The organism is Neorhizobium puerariae (assembly GCF_042429745.1).
GTDB lineage: Bacteria > Pseudomonadota > Alphaproteobacteria > Rhizobiales > Rhizobiaceae > Neorhizobium > Neorhizobium puerariae.
On the sequence record NZ_JBHMAA010000014.1, the window covers coordinates 165,449 to 184,692 of the forward strand.

Sequence of the window (19,244 nt, forward strand, 5' to 3'; positions counted from 1 at the left end):
TCCTTCTTAGTGCCGGATGCGCGGGTTGATGAGGCCGTACGTGACGTCAACGATGAGGTTGACGAGCATGATGATGCCGGCAATCAGCAGCAGGCCGCCCTGAATGACCGGATAGTCGCGGCGGAAGACGCTGTCGACCATCCACTTGCCGATGCCCGGCCAGGAGAAGATCGTCTCGGTCAGGATCGCGCCGGCGAGCATCACGCCGATCTGCAGGCCGATCGTGGTGATGACCGGGATCATGGCGTTGCGCAGCGCATGGATGCCGACGACGCGGAACGGCGAAAGCCCCTTGGCGCGGGCGGTGCGCACATAATCTTCCGAGAGCACTTCCAGCATGGCGGAGCGGGTCTGGCGCGCGATCACGGCAAGCGGAATGGTGGCCAGCACGATCGACGGCAGCGCCAGATGGCTCAAGGCCGAGGCGAAGGCGCCTTTCTGTCCGGAAAGAAGCGAATCGATCAGCATGAAGCCGGTGACCGGCGGGAAGAAGAACATCAGAGAAATGCGGCCGGAGACCGGGAACCACTGGAGAATGCCGGAAAACAGGATGATGAGCAGAAGGCCCCACCAGAAGATCGGCATGGAGTAACCGACGAGCGCCACTCCCATCAGGGCCTGGTCGAAGAACGATCCGCGCTTGATGGCGGCGATCACGCCGGCCGGAATGCCGATCGCGACGGCAATGACGATGGCGCAAAGCGAAAGCTCGACCGTCGCCGGGAAGAGGGCGAGGAACTGGTCGAGGATCGGCTTTTTCGAAACGATCGAGGAGCCGAAATCGCCGGTGACCACGCCGCCCAGGTAATCGAGATACTGGATCACCAGCGGCCGGTCGAGGCCAAGCTGCTGGCTGATCAGCGCATGCCGCTCGGGAGACATGACGCGCTCGCCCGAGAGGAGGGCGACGGGATCGCCTGGCAGCAGCCGGATGAAAGAGAACGCGATGATGGAGACCCCGATGAAAGTCGGGATCAGCACGGCGAGACGCCGCAAAAGGAAGCCAAACATTCTAAAACCTTCGATGGTTTTTTGGTCGTGGCCGATTCACGGCATTGTCAAGCCATGAAAACGGCAATCGAGGCGTCATCGCCACATTTTTGTGGCGTCTCTTAAGAAAATGCCGCGGGAAACGCAACGCGTCCCGCGGCAAAAAATTGTGATGAGGCTGTCTTACTCAGCGATATCGACAGATTCGAAGGTGAAGTCGCCGAGCGGGCTCTGGTTGAAGCCGGTCACGCCCTTGGCCATCGGAACGACGGAAAGCGAGTGATCGAGGGTTGCCCAGGGGGCCTCTTTCTTGAAGATGACCTGCGCCTGCTCGTAGAGCTTGGTGCGCTCGGCCTGGTCGGACGTGACCTTGGCCTTCTTCACGAGCGTGTCGAATTCCTTGTTGCACCACTGCGCGCGGTTGTTGCCGCCGACGGCATCGCAGCCGAGCAGGGTGTCGAGGAAGTTGTCCGGGTCGCCGTTGTCGCCGGTCCAGCCAAGAATGGCCGCGCCGTCGCGGTTCTTGTCCTTCGAACGCTGCAGGTATTCGGCCCATTCGTAGGAGACGATCTCGGCCTTGACGCCGATCTTGGCGAAATCGTCCTGGATGATTTCGGCCGCGCGGCGTGCGTTCAGCATGTAGGGACGCGAAACCGGCATGGCCCAGATCTTCATCGAAAGATCCTTGACGCCGGCATCGGCCAGCACCTTCCTGGCGGCATCCAGGTCGTAGGCGTCGTCCTTGATGTCCTTGTTGTAGGACCACATGGTCGGCGGGATCGGGTTGGTGGCGGGCGTGGCCATGCCCTGGAAGACGGCGTCGACGATCGCCTTCTTGTTGATCGCCTTGTTCAGCGCGATGCGGACTTCCGGCTTGTCGAAGGGGGCCTGCGTCGTGTTGTAGGCGAGATAGGCGATGTTGAGGCCTTCCTGCTCCAGAACCTTCAGCTTCGGGTCAGCCTTCATCGACTGGACGTCGGCGGCGTTCGGGTAAGGCATCAGATGGCATTCGCCGGCCTTGAGCTTCTGGTAGCGCACGGCGGCGTCCGTGGTGATCGCGAAGACGAGATCGTCGATCTTCGGGGCCGGGCCCCAGTAATCGGCGTTCTTCTTGAAGCGGATGACGGCGTCCTGCTGGTAACCGACAAAGGTGAACGGACCGGTGCCCAGCGGCATCTGGTTCAGCTGTTCCCTCTTGCCGGCCTTGTCGAGGCTGTCGGCGTATTCCTTCGACAGGATCGAGGCGAACGGCATGGCAAGGTTGGCGAGGAACGGCGCCTCGGGACGGTTGAGGGTGACCTTGACGGTCAGGTCGTCAACCTTCTCGACCGACTTGATGAGCTTCGGGAAGCCCATGCCATCGGCATATTCCCAGGTCGCGCCGCCGATATACTTGTTCCAGGCGTTCTTCTCGTCGATCTGGCGGCCGATCGAGAAGACGACGTCGTCAGCGTTGAGGTTGCGCTTCGGAGTGAAGAAATCCGTCGTCTGGAATTTCACGTTGGCGCGGAGCTTGAACGTGTAGACTGTGCCGTCCTGCGAGATTTCCCAGCTTTCGGCAAGGCCCGGCTCCGGCTGCGTCGTGCCCGGCTTGAATTCGAGCAGGCGGTTGTAGACCGGGTGTGCCGAGGCGTCGAAGGTGGTGCCGGCCGTGTAGAGGCCGGGGTCGAAGCCTTCCGGGGACCCCTCGGCGCAATATACGAAGGTCTTGGCGCTGGCTGCGCCTGCGAAGAATGTTGCCGACAGAAGAGCTGCGGCAAGGGTCAGTTTACGTTTCATCTTTGACTCCCGATGACCTGTGGCCGGCAAGATGCCAGGCCCGGTTGATTTCAGTTGGAATGGGCGCTCTGCTGCGCTCCAAGCCCGATATTCCTGTTATGCACCTCCTGGCGGCCGGATATTGGCTGCGGCCGGCTGTCTTCATTTCTCCCGGCGGGTCCATTGCAGCCTTAAGCTGCGCATGCCCCTTCGAGCCGCTGACGATCAACGGCTTCCCGCCTGCTCATTTTTTGAAAAATTTCCGCAAATTTGGCAAAATTCCCATATGTTATTATCGTTTTCAGCCCGTTCTTTGCTTGTCGACGGGCCATGGCGCGGGAGAATAGCGATTATGCTCCCGTTGTCGAGATGCTAACAATCGCCTATCGATCACAACCGTATCTCGTGGCTCATCTCCAGGTCTCGCTGATTTTGCTGCGTTGCCGCATTGCCATCGGGCCAGAATGGAGTACGGTTCGGGCCTTCCGAAAGGCACAGGCGTATCGAGGCAAGGGTTTCATGACGACAGGCAATTCCAATCTCCCGCTCGTTTGGGATTTCATCGACCGCAAGAAGGAGGTCTTCACCGAGCTTGCGGATCGTGTCTGGGAGACGCCGGAAACCTGCTACATGGAGAAGCTCTCGGCCGCCGCGCATCGCGAGATGCTGGAAGCGCAGGGTTTTCGGATCACCGAGGATGTCGCCGGCATCCCGACCGCCCTCATCGGCGAGGCGGGCGAAGGCGGTCCCGTCATCGCCTTCCTCGGCGAATACGACGCATTGGCGGGGCTGAGCCAGAAGGCGGGCCTTTCAAGCCACGAGCCGCTCGTCGCCGGTGCGAACGGGCATGGCTGCGGCCACAACCTGCTTGGCTCGGCGTCGCTTCTCGCCGCCACCGCGTTGAAGGACTGGCTGGAGAAGACGGGCACGCCCGGCCGCGTGCGCTATTACGGCTGTCCGGCGGAAGAAGGCGGCGCCGCCAAGGCCTTCATGGTGCGCTCCGGCGCGTTCGACGATGTCGACATCGCGATCAGCTGGCATCCGAGCAATTTCGCCGGCGTGCAGCGTGAAACCTCGCTTGCCAATTGCCGCGTCGACTTCACCTTCACGGGCCGCGCGGCTCACGCCTCCGCCGTGCCGGAGCTCGGCCGCAGCGCGCTCGATGCCGTCGAGCTGATGAATGTCGGTGTCAATTATATGCGCGAGCACATGCCCTCCGATTGCCGCATCCACTATGCCGTGCTGGACACCGGCGGCATCTCGCCGAACGTCGTCCAGGCGCATGCCAAGGTGCGCTACGTGGTGCGCGCTCCCGAATTGCCGGGCCTGCTGGCGCTGATCGAGCGGGTGAAGAAGGTCGCCGAAGGGGCGGCGCTGATGACGGAGACCCAGGTCGAGAGCACGATCCTCGCGGGCGTTTCCAACCTTATCGTCAACGCGCCGCTGATGGATGTCATGCAGGACGTCTGGAACAGCATGGGGCCGCCGGCCTTCGACGATGCCGACATCGCGTTCGCCGAGAAAATTCGCGCAACCCTGACGCCGGGGGACGTCGCGGCGAGCTGGAACCAGGAACGCCTTGAGGCGCGGGATATCCCGCTTGCGGATTTCGTCCTGCCGCCTCACAACGAAGTGCGGCAAATGGGCGGCTCCACGGATGTCGGCGACGTGAGCTGGGTCGTGCCGACCGTGCAGGCCTATGGGGCGACGCTCGCTGTGGGGACCCAGCTTCACACATGGCAGGTCGTGGCGCAGGGCAAGAGCCCGCTCGCCCACAAGGGCATGGTTTCCGCCGCCAAGGCGATGGCGGCCACCGGTCTTGCGGCGATGACAAGCGATCAGCTTCGCGAGGCGGCCTGGGCGGATCTGAAGAAGCGGCGCAGGGGCCAGGAATATACGAGCCCCATTCCGTCGGGCGCCGAGCCCCCCGTCGCGGCGATGACGGTCAAATGAGCAGATATTTTGATTGATCCGTCAATTATCTTGAACGCCGGATGAGGCCGAAAGCGGCGATTTGGGCTGTCCAACATCGCCGTTTCCGCTTATGAGATTCTTATGCGCCTGCATGTCTCATAGGAGGTTCGTCGTGCCTGTTCAGCCCAATTCCATCGAAGCCCGCGACAAGGCTTACCAGCTTCACTCCTACACCAACGCCCGTGCGCTGGAGCGTGACGGTTCGCTGGTGATCGATCGTGGCGAGGGCGTCTACGTCTATGACAACAACGGCAGGAAATATATCGAGGCCATGGCGGGCCTCTGGAGCGTCGCCGTCGGCTTCGGCGAGAACCGCCTCGTCGAGGCGGCCGCCAGGCAGATGGCGAAGCTGCCCTATTACCACACCTTCACCGCCCGCAGCCACGGCCCGTCGATCGAGCTGGCGGAAAAGCTGATCCAGATGGCTCCGGTGCCGATGTCCAAGGCCTATTTCACCAATTCCGGCTCCGAGGCCAACGACACGGCGATGAAGATGGTCTGGTATCGCTCGAATGCGCTGGGCAAGCCGGAAAAGAAGAAGATCATCTCCCGCGTCAAGGGTTATCATGGCGTGACGATCGCCAGCGCCAGCCTGACCGGCCTGCCGAACAACCATCGCTCCTTCGACCTGCCGCTGCCGGGCGTCTTCCACACGACCTGCCCCCATTACCGCGTCTACAAGGCGGAGGGCGAGACGGAAGCGGCTTTTGCCGCGCGCTGCGCCAAGGACCTGGAGGATCTGATCCTGAAGGAAGGCCCGGAAACGGTTGCCGCCTTCATCGGCGAACCCGTGATGGGCGCAGGCGGTGTCATCGTGCCGCCGGCCGGCTACTGGGAAGCGATCCAGAAGGTGCTGAAGAAATACGACGTCCTCTTCATCGCCGACGAGGTCATCTGCGGTTTCGGCCGCACCGGCAGGATGTTTGCCACCGAGACATTCTCGCTGGAACCGGACATCATCACGCTTTCCAAGCAGATTTCGTCTTCCTACCAGCCGATCTCGGCGCTGCTCATCAACGAGAAGGTCTACGGCCCCCTTGCCGATGAATCGGCGAAGATCGGCACGTTCGGCCATGGCGTGACGGCTGCGGGCCATCCCGTCGCGGCGGCGGTGGCGCTGGAGAATATCGCCATCATCGAGGAGCGGGATCTTGTCGGCAACGTGCGGGCGCTGGCGCCGAAATTCCAGAGCCGCCTGAAGGCGCTGGAAAGCCACCCGCTGGCGGTCGAAGCCCGCGGTATCGGCCTGATCGGCGCGCTGGAACTCAAGCCGCGCGATGGTTTCGCAGCCGGCCAGCTTGGCCCGAAGCTTCTCGCGATCATGATGGAGAAGGGGCTCATCTCGCGTGCGATCGGCGATTCGCTGGCGCTTTGCCCCCCGATGATCATAGACGAGGCCCAGGTGGATACCGTTTTCGATATCTTCGAGGCCTCGCTGGAAGCCTTCCAGAAACAGCTCGCTGCCTGATCTTGCCCGGAGCCGGGCCGGTCGCGGTCCGGCTCCGATTGCGTGAAGCGCAGGCGGGCCTATATTCGCGTCATGCTTGAACTTGCAGAGACCTATTGGCCGCATATTCTTTTCATCATTTCGGTCCTGGCGGGGACGGCGGCGGCGATTCATGCCGCGATGACCAAGGAGGAGGTCCGCTCCGCGGTCGGCTGGGTCGGCATCATCATCCTGTCTCCCATCGTCGGCGCGGCCCTTTACCTGATCGCGGGGGTCAACCGCGTCCGGCGCACGGTGATCAGTGATCGCCGCGCATTGCTCCAGGGGGAGGTTCGTGCCCATTTCGCTTCCTATGACGCTGCGGATGAACGCGTGGCGGAGCAGTTCGGCCATCGCTTCCGGGCCATGAAGACCCTTGGCGACCGCGTCACTCGCCATCATCTCACCACCGGCAACACGATCGGCGCGCTCGATACCGGAGACGGGGCTTACGGCGCGATGCTGAACGCGATCGGCGAGGCGCAGCGCAGCATCATGCTCGAAACCTATATCTTCGATCGCGACCGGATCGGCGAGCGGTTCGCGGATGCGCTGATCGCCGCCGTCAGGCGCGGGGTCGAGGTGCGGGTTCTCATCGATGCCGTCGGTGCGCGGTATTCCGTGCCAAGCGTGCTCGGCTTGTTGAGGGAAGGCGGCGTTACGGTCGATGTCTTCAACGGCAACGTGATCATGGGGCTGCGCCTGCCCTATGCGAATCTCAGGACGCACCGGAAAATCCTGGTCATCGACGGTAGGATCGCCTTCACGGGCGGCATGAACATCCGTGAAGGCTTTTCGCGCGAATTCAGCGGCGACGATTGTTCCTTCGACACCCATTTCAAGGTCAGCGGGCCGGTCGTTGCCGATCTCTTCGCGATCGCTGCGGCCGATTGGCGGTTCGCGACCGACGAGACGCTCGAAGGCGAGGCCTGGGCGCTGGACACGCCCGAGACCGAACCGGGCGCGCCCGTCATCATCCGCGCCGTCTCCTCCGGCCCCGACCGCAGCGTCGAGACGAACCACAAGATGCTGATGGGGGCTTTCTCGGTGGCGCGATCCTCTATCCGGATCGTATCGCCCTATTTTCTGCCTGACCGGGAGCTGATCACCGCGCTCGTGACCGCGGCACGGCGTGGCGTGGCTGTCGATATCGTCGTTCCGACCGCCAACAATCTCGTTCTGGTCGATCGCGCGATGACCGCGCAATTCGACCAGATGTTGAAGAACTATTGCCGCATATGGCGCGCCTCGGGCCCGTTCAACCATTCCAAGCTGATGGCGATCGACGGGCGATGGGCCTATGTCGGTTCCTCCAATCTCGATCCGAGGTCCCTTCGGCTCAATTTCGAAGTCGATCTCGAAGTTCTCGATTGTCCTTTTGCCGAAGCATTGGAACGAAGGATCGATCTGGCGATTTCTTCCGCGAGCGAAGTGACGCTCGACGGGCTGCAGGCAAGGCCCTTCCCGGTCCGGCTTGTCGAGCGTGTGCTTTGGCTGGGTTCGCCCTATCTGTAGTCATGGGAATTACCGGGGAACTACTGGATCGACGGGCGGATTGTCGTGTAGTTTGTGCACATGCGAACAGCCTTTCACACCATGCGGCAAAAACGACCAAACCTTCCGTCAAGCATTCTCGCGTCGATCCGCGCCCGCAGGAACAGGGGCGCCGGGGTTCACGAACCTCACGATCGCAGCAGGGGTATGCTGATCGCTTCCTACAACGTCCACAAATGCGTCGGCATCGACGGCAAATTCGATCCCGCCCGGACCAGCCATGTGATCCGCGAGATCGGCGCGGACGTGATCGCGCTTCAGGAGGCCGATACCCGGTTCGGCGAGCGGCGGGGCCTGCTGGATCTGGCCTGGATGGAGCGGGAGACCGGTCTTTTTCCGGTTCCCGTCAACGGGGTCGCGAAGGCGCACGGCTGGCATGGCAATGTGGTCTTCTTCCGCGAGGGCCTTGTGCGCGACGTGCATCAGGTGAAGCTGCCGGGGCTTGAGCCGCGGGGAGCGCTCATCACGGAACTCGAACTCAGGGACGGAAGCATGTTCCGCATCATTGCGGCGCATCTCGGCCTGCTCAACCGTTCGCGGCACCAGCAGACCCGCATGATCCTCGATATCCTGAGTTCTCGCGAGGAGCATCCGACCGTTCTGATGGGCGATCTCAACGAATGGCGGCTTGGCGACCGCTCCTCGCTCAATACGCTCGCCGCCGTGTTCGGGTTGCCGGCGGCCGTGCCGAGTTTCCCGTCCCGCCTGCCGGTGCTCGCGCTCGACCGGATCATGGCGAACCGTCCGGGACTGATCGATACCGTCGAGACCCACGATACGCCGCTTGCACGGCTTGCCTCCGACCATCTCCCGATCAAGGCCGTGCTGAGGCTCGGCGCATTGCCGGCAGCCGAGGGCGCGAAGGCCGGCTGACGCCCGTTTCTTGAGGCTTTACCGCGGCCAAAAGCGCCGATAGGCTTGTCCGCGACCCGCCAGTTCTTCCTCGACCGGAACCTGCCTATGACCGACATCGCCATGATCGAAGCCGCGCGTGCCCGCCTCGACGGCCATACGCGGCGCACGCCGCTGCTCTCCTCCCCATTCCTCGACGAAATTGCCGGGCGCCGCATATTCGTGAAGCCGGAATGCCTGCAGCATACGGGTTCGTTCAAGTTTCGCGGAGCCTGGTCGGCGATTTCGGCGCTATCTCCGGAGGTGCGCGCCAAGGGCGTGATCGCCTTCTCCTCCGGCAATCATGCCCAGGGCGTGGCGCTGGCGGCGAGAATGCATGGCATTCCGAGCGTGATCGTCATGCCGTCCGACGCTCCCCGCATCAAGATCGGCAATACGCGCGCCTATGGCGCGGAAGTCGTGCTCTACGACCGGGGGAAAGAGGACCGCGATGCGGTCGGCGCCCGATTGTCTCAGGAGCGCGGCCTGACGCTGATCAAGCCTTTCGATGAGCCGCTGGTCATTGCCGGTCAGGGAACGGCAGGCCTGGAAATCGCCGAACAGGCGAAGGAAGAAGCGATCGGAAAGGCGGACGTTCTCGTTCCGACCGGCGGCGGCGGCTTCATTTCGGGCATCGCGCTGGCGCTTGAGGCCAGGGCGCCGCAGTTCCTCGTCCGCCCTTGCGAGCCGCAAGGTTTCGACGATGTGGCCCGTTCGCTCGCTTCCGGCAGGATCGAACGCAACGCGGCCCAGTCGGGTTCGCTCTGCGATGCGATCATTACCCCGCAACCGGGCAACATCACATTTCCCATCATGTCGAGGCTGTGCGGTTCCGGTCTTGTGGTCACGGAAGACGAGGCGCTTCACGCCGTGGCGCTCGCTTTCAGCCGCCTGAAGATCGTGGTCGAGCCGGGCGGCGCCGTTGCGTTGGCCGCCGCGCTTTTTCACGGCGAGACGCTGGGTGAAGCGGTGATTGCCGTCTGCTCAGGCGGCAATATCGACCCCGATATCTTTCGTCTGGCGCTCGATAAATTTCCGGTCTGAAAGGCCGCCGAGACGCAAGGGTATAATAAACCGTTAACTCGCCAAAGGGGGCTTTAAGAAAAAAGGATTTTCTACGGAACATATGGCAGCGTGGAACATTATCTCTATCGGGTTAATCGAGATAAGATAGCATAGAGAAAAGTCCGAAAAGGGCAGGACCCGAACCTGGGAGGTATCCATGCAGCAAGCTCAGCATCAGACACGGCCTTTCCCTGTTCGCAATGCATCCTCCACAGGCAAGTGGCAGTGGGCGGCCAATGCGGCTCTGGTGACCGCGGCCTTTCTGTTCGTCGGCGCCGTGACGCTCGGCCTTTTCCCGTAAGTTTCCGATCCTCCTGGAAACGCCGGCACCTCCCGCGCTTCGGCAGCGCGGGAGGTGTTTTGCTTTCAGGTCTATTCCAGGGGAAGATAGGCTTCCGCCAGTTCCACCCAGAAGCTGGTGCCGATCGGCAGAGCGTCGTTGAATTTCAAAAGGTCGAGTTCGACATGCCGGTGAAGGTAGCGGCGCGTTGCCACCACTTCGGCCATGTGGTTGGAAAACTGGATCGTCATCGCTCAAAACCGGAATTTCGACCGGATTGTCCAAGGGCGGGCCAGGCCGCCGCAGCTTCGATATGAATAGCAGCGCGGGCCGGGGGAGGTAACCCGCCTGCGATCACATTTCGCCTTTTCGCTGCAATTTCCGGCTGAGCAAACGCGATGTTGCATCCAATGAAAAATCTTCGCATTATCAAAGGACTGCTTCCGTTCAGCTTTTATTCAGGCTGGTCTGCTTAAAGGCGGAAATTGTGTCAATCCGCAAGAAGCGGGCGATAGATTCCGGTCGGTGATTTGCAATATCCGGACCGCTCTCTATTTCCCTTCTTCGCAGATTTGCATCCGGCCGGTCACCATAACCAAAATGATGGCTGGCTCTTCCGATGCAGGCCGAGTAAGGCGAGGCCGGCAAACCCCAGAGTTTTCACCCAGAAGCCGTATCCATGTCCTTTCACAATCCGCCGTCAGCTTCCTCGCGCGAAACCGAAGTCAAGCAGATCGATCACAACGATTCGATCCGTTCGACCTACTTCAACATCGATGCATTGAGGGAATGCGGCGAGAACCTCGGCAAGGACGGCACGTCCAGCCTGCCCGGTTTCACCGAATTCGACTTCTTCCAGCGCCACAAGGAGAACGAGAAGGAAATCTTCCGTGTCTACCGGGCGACCGCGGTGGATGTGGATGCCGGGGCGACGATCACTCCCGCAGCCGAATGGCTGCTCGACAACTACTACATCGTCGAAGAGGCGATCCAGGAAGTCCGTCGCGACTTCCCGAAGAAGTTCTACCGCCAGCTTCCGACAATGAGGGTTGGCGGCCATGAAATGCCGCGTGTGCTGGTGCTTGCCTGGCTTTATGTCGCGCATACGCACAGCAGCCTGTCGCGCGACGGGCTTGCGGCCATGGTCGAGGGCTTCCAGGTCGAGGAGCCCCTGGAAATCGGCGAGCTCTGGGCGCTGCCTTCATTCATCCGCTTCGTGCTGATCGAAAACCTGCGCCGCATCGCGACCCGCGTCGACCGCTCGCGCAACATGCGCCGCCGGGCCAATGAAGTGGCCGACGAGATCATCCGTCTCAACGACGAGGCGGCGAGCGCCGGGCTGCTCAAGGGCATCGAGGAGCTGACGAACGACAACACGTTCACGACCCAGTTCCTCTATCGCCTGCGCAATGCGTCCCAGACGTCGGGATTTGCGATCGCCTGGCTCGAGCAGCGGCTGGAGCAGGCCGGCACCGACACCGAAGAGGTGATGCTGGCCGAGCAGAACCGTCTTTCGTCCGGCAACGTGACGATGGGCAACATCATCAAGAGCCTGCGCGAGATCGACGACACCGAATGGAGCATCTGGTTCGAGGAAGTCTCGCAGATCGACAAGATCTTCCGCGAGCGCACAGACTATGAGGCGCTCGATTTCGGTTCGCGCAACGCTTATCGCAACCGCATCGAACAGATCGCACGCCGCTCGCGCAGAAGCGAGGCGGAGGTTGCCGAAGTGGCCATCCGGCTGGCCGAGGAGGCCGCCGGCCAGGAGAATGCCGACCCGCGCGAAACCAATGTCGGCGCTTTCGTCGTCGGCCGCCGGCGCAGGGAGCTGGAGGCAGCCGTCGGTTACAGGCCGCTCTTCGTGCAGCAGACCGTGCGCCTCGTTCGCAAGCTCAACTGGTTTGCCATTGCCGGGCCGGTCATCTTCCTGACGGTGCTCGCCATGGCGGTCGCCGGCTGGTTCCTCGTGCAGGCGGATATTCCGCTGCCGGTCGTTTTCTTCTTCCTGCTGATGTTCGCGCTGCCGGCCTCGGAAGGCGCGACCGGCCTCTTCAATACGATTGTCACCTACGTGGTCCGGCCGGCCCGGCTCGTCGGCTACGAGTTCAAGGAGGGCATTCCGGAAGAGGCGAAGACGCTTGTCGTCGTGCCGTGCCTGATCTCCGACCGGGACACGGTCGACGAGCTCATCCGCAACCTCGAGGTCCACTATCTCGCCAATCCGCATGGCGAGATCTATTTCGCGCTGCTGAGCGACTGGCGCGACAGCAAGGTCGAGGAAACGGAAGCCGACCTGGAAATCCTCGATTATGCCAAGCGTGAAGTGGCCGCGCTGAGCGCCAAATACGCCCATGACGGCAAGACGCGTTTCTATCTCCTGCACCGCCGCCGCCTGTTCAACCCCAGCGAAGGCGTCTGGATGGGCTGGGAGCGCAAGCGCGGCAAGCTGCACGAGCTCAATCTGCTGCTGCGCGGCGATCGCGACACGACCTATCTGCCGGGCGCCAATACGGCGCCGGAAGGCGTCCAGTACGTCATGACGCTCGATGCCGACACACGCCTGATGCGCGACGCGGTGACGAAGCTGGTCGGCAAGATGCACCATCCGATCAACCAGCCGGTCCTCGATCCGAAATCGAACCGCGTGATCCATGGCTACGGCCTCATGCAGCCGCGCGTCACGCCATCGTTGACGACCGGCAAGGAGGCTTCGGTCTTCCAGCGCGTGTTCTCGGTCGGCCGCGGTCTCGACCCTTACGTCTTCACCGTCTCCGACGTCTATCAGGACCTTACCGGCGAAGGCAGCTTCACCGGCAAGGGCCTCTACCATGTCGATGCCTTCGAGGCTTCGCTGAAGGGACGGATCGAGGAGAATTCGATCCTCAGCCATGACCTCCTCGAAGGTTCGTTCGCGCGCTGCGCGCTGGTGACCGATGTGGAGCTCGTCGAGGATTTCCCGGTCCGCTACGAGGTGGAAGTCTCGCGCCAGCATCGCTGGGCCCGCGGCGACTGGCAGCTCCTGCCCTATATCCTCGATCCGAAGCGCGGCGTCACGGCACTCGGCCGCTGGAAGATGATCGACAACCTGCGTCGTTCGCTCACCCCGATCGCCTGGTTCTTCGCATCCGTGCTCGGCTGGTATTTCATGGACCCGCTCGGCGCGCTGATCTGGCAGATCCTGCTGATCTTCTCGCTGTTCGTCGCCCCGACGCTCGGTCTCATCACCGGCCTCCTGCCGCATTCGACCGACATCGTGCCCGGAGCGCATTTCTATTCGGTCTGGTCGGACATGCGTTCCGCCAACGCGCAGGTGGCGCTCCGCATCGTCTTCATCGCGGACTCCGCCTGCATCATGACGGATGCGATCGCCCGTTCGCTCTATCGCCTGTTCTTCAGCCGGAAACTGATGCTCGAATGGCGCACCGCGGCTTCGATCCAGTCGAGCGCGCAGGGCAGCCCGCAGGATTATTACCGGGCGATGTGGCATGCGCCGGCGATTGCCGTTCTCAGCATCATCCTGTCGGCCATTCCGGGCGACAACGCCTTCCTGGTCGGCATTCCGTTCGCCGTGCTGTGGATCTTCTCGCCGCTCGTCGCATGGTATGTGAGCCAGTCGGCCGAGACGGAAGACCGTCTTTTCGTTCCGGAACCGGTGTCGGTCGACCTGCGCAAGATCGCCCGCCGCACCTGGCGGTATTTCGAGACGTTCGTCACGCTGGAGCAGAATTACCTGCCGCCGGACAATTTCCAGGAAAAGCCCGATCCGATCATCGCCAAGCGCACGTCGCCCACCAATATCGGCGTCTACCTCCTGTCGACGATCTCCGCGCGGCATTTCGGCTGGATCAGTTTCACCGATACGATCGAACGGATCGAACAGACCATCTCGACCATCGAGCGGGCGGAGAAATTCCGCGGGCACATGTTCAACTGGTATCATACCGATACCCTGAAGCCGCTCGCACCGCGCTATGTGTCTTCGGTGGACAGCGGGAACCTCGCCGGTCACCTGATCGCCATCTCGTCGGCCCTGCGCATATGGGCGGAGGCGCCTTCGGCGCATCTGCAGGGCAATCTCGACGGTATCGGCGACGTTGCCGGCATCCTTGCCGAAACGTTGAAGGCGCTGCCGGACGACCGCAAGACCGTCCGTCCGCTTCGCCGGCGTCTCGAAGAGCGCATCGTCGGCTTCGGCAATGCGCTGGCGGCGGTCAAGCGCGAACATGAATTCGCCTCGATCCGCATCATCAACCTTGCCGTCCTGGCGCGCGATATCCAGAAGCTTGCGACCAACCTCGACCATGAGGTCCGCTCGGCGCAGAGCGAGGAAGTCACCCGCTGGGCGGCGTCGCTCGTTACCGCCTGCGAAGCGCATATCGCCGACAGCGTTTTCGACAACGCCAATATCGAATCGCTGCGCGAGCGGCTGACCACGCTGCGCGACCGTACCCGCAGCATCGCCTTTTCGATGGATTTCAGCTTCCTGTTCCGCAAGGAGCGCCGCCTGCTTTCGATCGGCTATCGCGTCGAAAGCAACGAACTGGACGAGGCCTGCTATGACCTGCTCGCCTCCGAAGCGCGCCTGACCAGCCTTTTTGCGATCGCCAAGGGCGATCTGCCGACGGAGCATTGGTATCGCCTCGGCCGCCAGGTCGTGCCGATCGGCGCGCGTGGCGCCCTGGTCTCATGGTCGGGTTCGATGTTCGAATACCTGATGCCGCCGCTCGTCATGCAGGAGCGTCAGGGCGGCATCCTGAACCAGACCAACAACCTCGTGGTCCGGGAGCAGATGAACCACGGCAAGCGCCTTGGAACCCCCTGGGGCATTTCCGAGGCGGCGTTCAATGCCCGCGATCACCAGTTCAACTACCAGTACACGAATTTCGGCGTGCCGACGCTTGGCCTCAAACGCGGCCTCGGTCAGAATGCCGTCATCGCTCCCTATGCCTCGATCCTCGCCAGCCAGTACGATCCGATCTCGGCCGCGGAGAACCTGGCGGAGCTGCGTTCGCTCGGCGCGCTCGGCATGTTCGGTTTCCACGACGCGGTCGACTTCACGCCGACCCGCGTTCCGGAAGGCAAGCGCTGTGCGGTGGTCTACAACTACTATGCCCACCATCACGGCATGTCGATCGCGGCGATTGCCAACGTCGTGATGAACGGCCTGCTGCGTGAGTTCTTCCATTCCGATCCGGTGATCGAGGCGGCCGAACTGCTTCTGCAGGAAAAGGCGCCGCGCGATATCCCGGTCATGAGCGCCAAGCATGAGGAGACCCCCGGCAAGGGCCAAGGCGAGCTGTTGCGCCCGGAAATCCGCACCATCAACAACCCGGCCACCAAGGATCGCGAGCTGGTGCTCCTGTCGAACGGCCATTATTCGGTGATGCTGACCGCCACCGGCTCAGGCTATTCCCGCTGGAACGGCATGTCGGTCGCCCGCTGGAAGCCGGACCCGACCGAAGACCGCTGGGGTCAGTTCCTCTTCCTGCGCGATACGTCGACCGGCGAATGGTGGTCCGCGACTGCCGAGCCCCGCCGCGCGGAAGGCGAGAAGACCAAGGCGATCTTCAGCGACGAGCGGGCGGAATTCCACAAGACGATCGGCGACCTGACGAGCACCGTCGAGTGCATCGTTGCGACCGAGCACGATGCGGAAGGCCGTCGCCTGACCCTGCTGAACATGGGAGCCGAGGACCGCTTCATCGAGGTGACCTCCTATCTGGAGCCCGTGCTCGGCAACGAGGACGACGACAACGCCCATCCGGTCTTCTCGCGGATGTTCGTCCGCACCGAGATCGGCAAGCGCGGCGACGTCATCCGCGCCTGGCGCAACAAGCGCAGTCCGAACGAGCCCGACATGGTGGTCGCGCATCTGGCGGCGGATAACGCCGGCTCCGCGCGCCCGACGGAATTCGAGACGGACCGCCGGAAGTTCCTCGGCCGCGGCCGCACGCTTGCGGAGGCCGCCGCCTTCGATCCGGGTGCCGCGCTTTCCGGCACGGACGGCTTCACGCTCGACCCGATCCTGTCGCTGCGGCGCGCCGTGCGCGTGCCGGCGGGCAAGAAGGTCAGCATCATCTTCTGGACGATTGCCGCACCGAAGCGCGAGGAGCTCGATCAGGCGATCGAACGCTACCGTCACCCGGATGCGTTCCAGGCGGAGCTCACCCAGGCATGGACGCGCACGCAGGTGCAGATGCGCCATCTCGGCGTCTCGTCCCAGGATGCCGCCGCTTTCCAGCATCTGGCGCGTTACCTCATCTATCCGGACATGCAGCTTCGCGCCGATCAGGCGACGATCCATTCCGGCCTGCAGCCGCAATCGTCGCTGTGGTCCTCCTCGGTCTCCGGCGACTTCCCGATCTTCACGCTGCGCATCAACGACGACAACGACATGCCGGTCGCCAAGGAGGCGATGAGCGCCCAGGAATACCTGCGGTCGCGCGGCGTGATCACCGATCTCGTGATCTTCAACGAGCGTGCCGCATCCTATGCCCAGGAAATGCAGCACGCGATCGAATATCTGTCGGAGAACGCCCGTCGCCTTGGTCAGCAGGAGGGGCAGCGCCAGCATGTCTTCTCGCTCCGTCGCGACATCATGGACGAAGAGGGGTCGGAAGGCGTGGTCGCCGCATCGCGCGTCGTGCTGCATGCCCGCAACGGCAAGATCAGCGACCAGCTCAACCGCACGGCCTCCATCTTCGCCCCGACGAAGGATCAGGAGATCGAGGTCGACCGCCGTCCTCTCCTGAACGGTGAGATCTTCCAGGCTCCGGCCGAGATCGAAGCGCCCTCCGACCTCGATTTCTGGAACGGTTTCGGCGGCTTTTCCAAGGATGGGAGCGAATATGTCGTGCGCCTGCATGGCGGGCAGGCGACGCCGCAGCCGTGGATCAATGTCATCTCCAACGACAAGTTCGGCTTCCACATCTCGGCGGAAGGCGCAGGTTTCACCTGGGCGCAGAATTCCCGCGATTATCAGCTGACGCCGTGGACGAACGACATGGTCGTGAACCGCCCGGGCGAAGCGTTCTATGTCGCCGACCGGGACAGCGGCGCCGTGATGGTGCCGTTCGCAACGCTATCGCGCAAGCCGGAAACCAGGTTCGAAACGCGGCACGGGCTCGGTTACTCGGTCTTTTCGGCCGAGGACGATGGCCTCAGGCTGGAGCTGACGCAGACGGTCGACCGCACGCGGCCGGCCAAGCTCGCGTCGTTCTTCCTGCGCAATACCGGTTCCGAAACGCGCAAGCTGCGGGTCTACGGTTATGCCGAATGGCTGCTCGGCAGCAATCCGTCGCGTTCCATCCCGTTCATCCTGTCGAGCCGCGACGAGGAGACGGGGGCGCTGTTCGCGACCAATCCCTACAGCATCGACTATCGCCGCTTTGCCTTCATGGCGATGAAGGAGATGCCGACCGGGTTCACGACGAGCCGGCGCGAATTCATCGGCCGCTTCGGATCGATCCAGTTGCCGACGGCGGTGACATCGGTCGCTCCTCTCAACGGCGCGCTCGATCTCGACGGCGATCCGTGCGCGGCGCTCGCCTACGATATCGAACTTGCGCCCGGCGAGGAAAGGAAGCTCACCTTCATCCTCGGCGATGCGGAAACGAAGGAGGAAGCGCAGGCGCTCGTCGGGCAATTGCGCGACGAGGAGTTCGACACGATCCTCCGGGCGAACGGCGACTTCTGGAAGGGCTTTACGGGCCGCCTGAAGATATCGACGCCGGACAAGTCGCTCGACAACATGATCAACCACTGGCTGCCCTATCAGGCCCTCGGCTGCCGCATCATGGCCCGCACCGCCTTCTATCAGGCGTCCGGCGCCTTCGGCTTCCGCGACCAGTTGCAGGATACGCTCGCCTTCCTGGTGCACGAGCCCTCGCTCGCCCGCCGCCAGATCGTCAACGCGGCCTCGCGGCAATTCAAGGAAGGCGACGTGCTGCACTGGTGGCTGCCGAGCTCCGGCGCCGGCGTGCGGACGATGATCTCAGACGACGTCGTCTGGCTCGCCTATGGTATTCACCAGTATGTCTCGGCGACCGGTGATGCATCCCTGCTCGACGAGGAACTGGCATTCATCGAGGGCCCGGTGCTCGAAAAGAGCAAGCACGACGCCTTCATCCAGCCGACGATCTCGGCCGAGTCCGCATCCCTCTACGAGCATGCGGCGAGGGCGCTGGACCTCGCGATCACCCGCACGGGGGACAAGGGCCTGCCGCTCATCCTCGGCGGAGACTGGAACGACGGCATGAACCGCGTCGGCGTCGGCGGCCGCGGCATGAGCGTCTGGCTCGGCTGGTTCCTGGCCAGCGCGCTCCGGAACTTCTTGCCCTATGCCTCGAAGCGCAACGACCGCCAGCGTGTCCAGCGCTGGACCGATCACCTGGAAGCGCTCAGGGATGCGCTGGAAAAGGCCGGCTGGGACGGCACCTACTATCGTCGCGGCTATTTCGACGACGGTTCGCCGCTCGGCTCCAGCAGCAGCGACGAATGCCGCATCGATTCCCTTGCCCAGTCCTGGAGCGTACTCTCCGGGGAAGGCGATCCGGATCGCGCCCGGCAGGCGATGGACGCGGTGCTCGACAAGCTTGTCGACGAGGAAGCGGGCATCATCCGCCTCTTCACGCCGCCGTTCCAGGATACCCGCAGGGACCCGGGCTATATCCGGGCATACCCGCCGGGCGTCCGGGAGAACGGGGGGCAGTATACGCATGCGGCGATCTGGGTCGTACTGGCCCTGGCGGCGCTGAAGCGTGGCGACGACGCCTGGAAGTGCTTCCAGATTCTCAACCCGATCAACCATGCGCTCGATCGCTCCGCTGCGGAGACCTATCGCGTCGAGCCTTACGTGGTTGCCGCGGACGTCTATGGTCACGGTTCCTATACCGGCCGAGGCGGCTGGAGCTGGTATACGGGATCTGCGGGCTGGCTTTACCGCGCCGCGATCGAAGGCATTCTCGGCGTGCGGCGGCAGGGCGACCGGCTGTTCGTCGATCCGGCCCTGCCGACCGGATGGGACGGTTTCACCGCCGAACTCACGATCGGCGATGCGGTTCACAAGATCGTCGTCAAGGACGGGAAGGTGACCATCGACGGCAATGCGGTCGACGCGACGGAAGGTTTCCCGCTTGCAGCGTCGGCGTCGAGGTCCATACCGACACCGGCGGAGAGCTGACGGCCTCCGGTCGGGAAAACCGAGCAATGACAGAAAGCCCCGCGCCATAGGATATGGCGCGG

The 19,244-nt window shown here is 62.9% G+C and carries 11 protein-coding genes; 8 read left to right on the forward strand and 3 right to left on the reverse strand.

What is annotated here, in order from left to right:
- Window positions 1-6: 6 nt before the first annotated feature.
- The gene (locus ACFFP0_RS12665) at window positions 7-1,011 is read right to left on the reverse strand and encodes an ABC transporter permease subunit (protein ID WP_377261044.1); all 1,005 of its coding nucleotides are present in this window, start codon (window positions 1,009-1,011) and stop codon (window positions 7-9) included.
- Window positions 1,012-1,173: 162 nt separating this feature from the next.
- On the reverse strand, window positions 1,174-2,769 hold the full coding sequence (locus ACFFP0_RS12670; protein ID WP_377261046.1) for an ABC transporter substrate-binding protein: 1,596 nt from the start codon (window positions 2,767-2,769) through the stop codon (window positions 1,174-1,176).
- Between the two features lie 59 nt (window positions 2,770-2,828).
- Here ACFFP0_RS12670 and ACFFP0_RS12675 point away from each other — a divergent pair, with 59 nt between their 5' ends.
- The 7 genes from ACFFP0_RS12675 to ACFFP0_RS12705 all read left to right on the forward strand — a co-directional run bounded on the left by ACFFP0_RS12675 (window position 2,829) and on the right by ACFFP0_RS12705 (window position 10,019).
- Window positions 2,829-3,095 (forward strand): hypothetical protein, encoded by a 267-nt coding sequence (locus tag ACFFP0_RS12675; protein WP_377261049.1) that lies wholly within the window; start codon window positions 2,829-2,831, stop codon window positions 3,093-3,095.
- Between the two features lie 172 nt (window positions 3,096-3,267).
- The gene (locus ACFFP0_RS12680; RefSeq protein ID WP_377261051.1) at window positions 3,268-4,701 is read left to right on the forward strand and encodes a M20 family metallopeptidase; all 1,434 of its coding nucleotides are present in this window, start codon (window positions 3,268-3,270) and stop codon (window positions 4,699-4,701) included.
- Between the two features lie 133 nt (window positions 4,702-4,834).
- The gene (locus ACFFP0_RS12685) at window positions 4,835-6,190 is read left to right on the forward strand and encodes an aspartate aminotransferase family protein (protein ID WP_377261054.1); all 1,356 of its coding nucleotides are present in this window, start codon (window positions 4,835-4,837) and stop codon (window positions 6,188-6,190) included.
- A gap of 72 nt (window positions 6,191-6,262) precedes the next feature.
- Entirely contained in the window at window positions 6,263-7,723 is a 1,461-nt protein-coding gene (locus ACFFP0_RS12690; RefSeq protein ID WP_377261056.1) for a phospholipase D-like domain-containing protein, read from the forward strand.
- 81 nt (window positions 7,724-7,804) lie between these two features.
- Window positions 7,805-8,635: an endonuclease/exonuclease/phosphatase family protein gene (locus tag ACFFP0_RS12695; protein ID WP_377261290.1), complete on the forward strand. Its 831-nt coding sequence runs from the start codon at window positions 7,805-7,807 to the stop codon at window positions 8,633-8,635.
- A gap of 87 nt (window positions 8,636-8,722) precedes the next feature.
- The gene (locus tag ACFFP0_RS12700; protein ID WP_377261059.1) at window positions 8,723-9,697 is read left to right on the forward strand and encodes a threonine ammonia-lyase; all 975 of its coding nucleotides are present in this window, start codon (window positions 8,723-8,725) and stop codon (window positions 9,695-9,697) included.
- A 178-nt stretch (window positions 9,698-9,875) separates the two neighbouring features.
- A complete protein-coding gene (locus ACFFP0_RS12705; RefSeq protein WP_377261061.1) occupies window positions 9,876-10,019 on the forward strand; it encodes a hypothetical protein in 144 nt (47 codons plus the stop codon).
- A 71-nt stretch (window positions 10,020-10,090) separates the two neighbouring features.
- Here the strand turns inward: ACFFP0_RS12705 and ACFFP0_RS12710 are convergent, their stop codons facing one another.
- Window positions 10,091-10,249 (reverse strand): hypothetical protein, encoded by a 159-nt coding sequence (locus ACFFP0_RS12710; protein ID WP_377261064.1) that lies wholly within the window; start codon window positions 10,247-10,249, stop codon window positions 10,091-10,093.
- 428 nt (window positions 10,250-10,677) lie between these two features.
- Between ACFFP0_RS12710 and ACFFP0_RS12715 the strand changes: the two genes are divergently transcribed.
- Complete coding sequence (locus tag ACFFP0_RS12715; protein WP_377261066.1) at window positions 10,678-19,182, forward strand: glycoside hydrolase family 94 protein; 8,505 nt, start codon at window positions 10,678-10,680, stop codon at window positions 19,180-19,182.
- Window positions 19,183-19,244: the final 62 nt, after the last annotated feature.

What these genes read in the sequence shown, in the direction of transcription:
- ACFFP0_RS12665 (WP_377261044.1), bottom strand. Translation starts at nt 1,011, where the DNA reads ATGTTTGGCTTCCTTTTGCGGCGTCTCGCCGTGCTGATCCCGACTTTC.
- ACFFP0_RS12670 (WP_377261046.1), bottom strand. Translation starts at nt 2,769, where the DNA reads ATGAAACGTAAACTGACCCTTGCCGCAGCTCTTCTGTCGGCAACATTC.
- ACFFP0_RS12675 (WP_377261049.1), top strand. Translation starts at nt 2,829, where the DNA reads ATGGGCGCTCTGCTGCGCTCCAAGCCCGATATTCCTGTTATGCACCTC.
- ACFFP0_RS12680 (WP_377261051.1), top strand. Translation starts at nt 3,268, where the DNA reads ATGACGACAGGCAATTCCAATCTCCCGCTCGTTTGGGATTTCATCGAC.
- ACFFP0_RS12690 (WP_377261056.1), top strand. Translation starts at nt 6,263, where the DNA reads ATGCTTGAACTTGCAGAGACCTATTGGCCGCATATTCTTTTCATCATT.
- ACFFP0_RS12695 (WP_377261290.1), top strand. Translation starts at nt 7,805, where the DNA reads ATGCGGCAAAAACGACCAAACCTTCCGTCAAGCATTCTCGCGTCGATC.
- ACFFP0_RS12700 (WP_377261059.1), top strand. Translation starts at nt 8,723, where the DNA reads ATGACCGACATCGCCATGATCGAAGCCGCGCGTGCCCGCCTCGACGGC.
- ACFFP0_RS12705 (WP_377261061.1), top strand. Translation starts at nt 9,876, where the DNA reads ATGCAGCAAGCTCAGCATCAGACACGGCCTTTCCCTGTTCGCAATGCA.
- ACFFP0_RS12710 (WP_377261064.1), bottom strand. Translation starts at nt 10,249, where the DNA reads ATGACGATCCAGTTTTCCAACCACATGGCCGAAGTGGTGGCAACGCGC.
- ACFFP0_RS12715 (WP_377261066.1), top strand. Translation starts at nt 10,678, where the DNA reads ATGTCCTTTCACAATCCGCCGTCAGCTTCCTCGCGCGAAACCGAAGTC.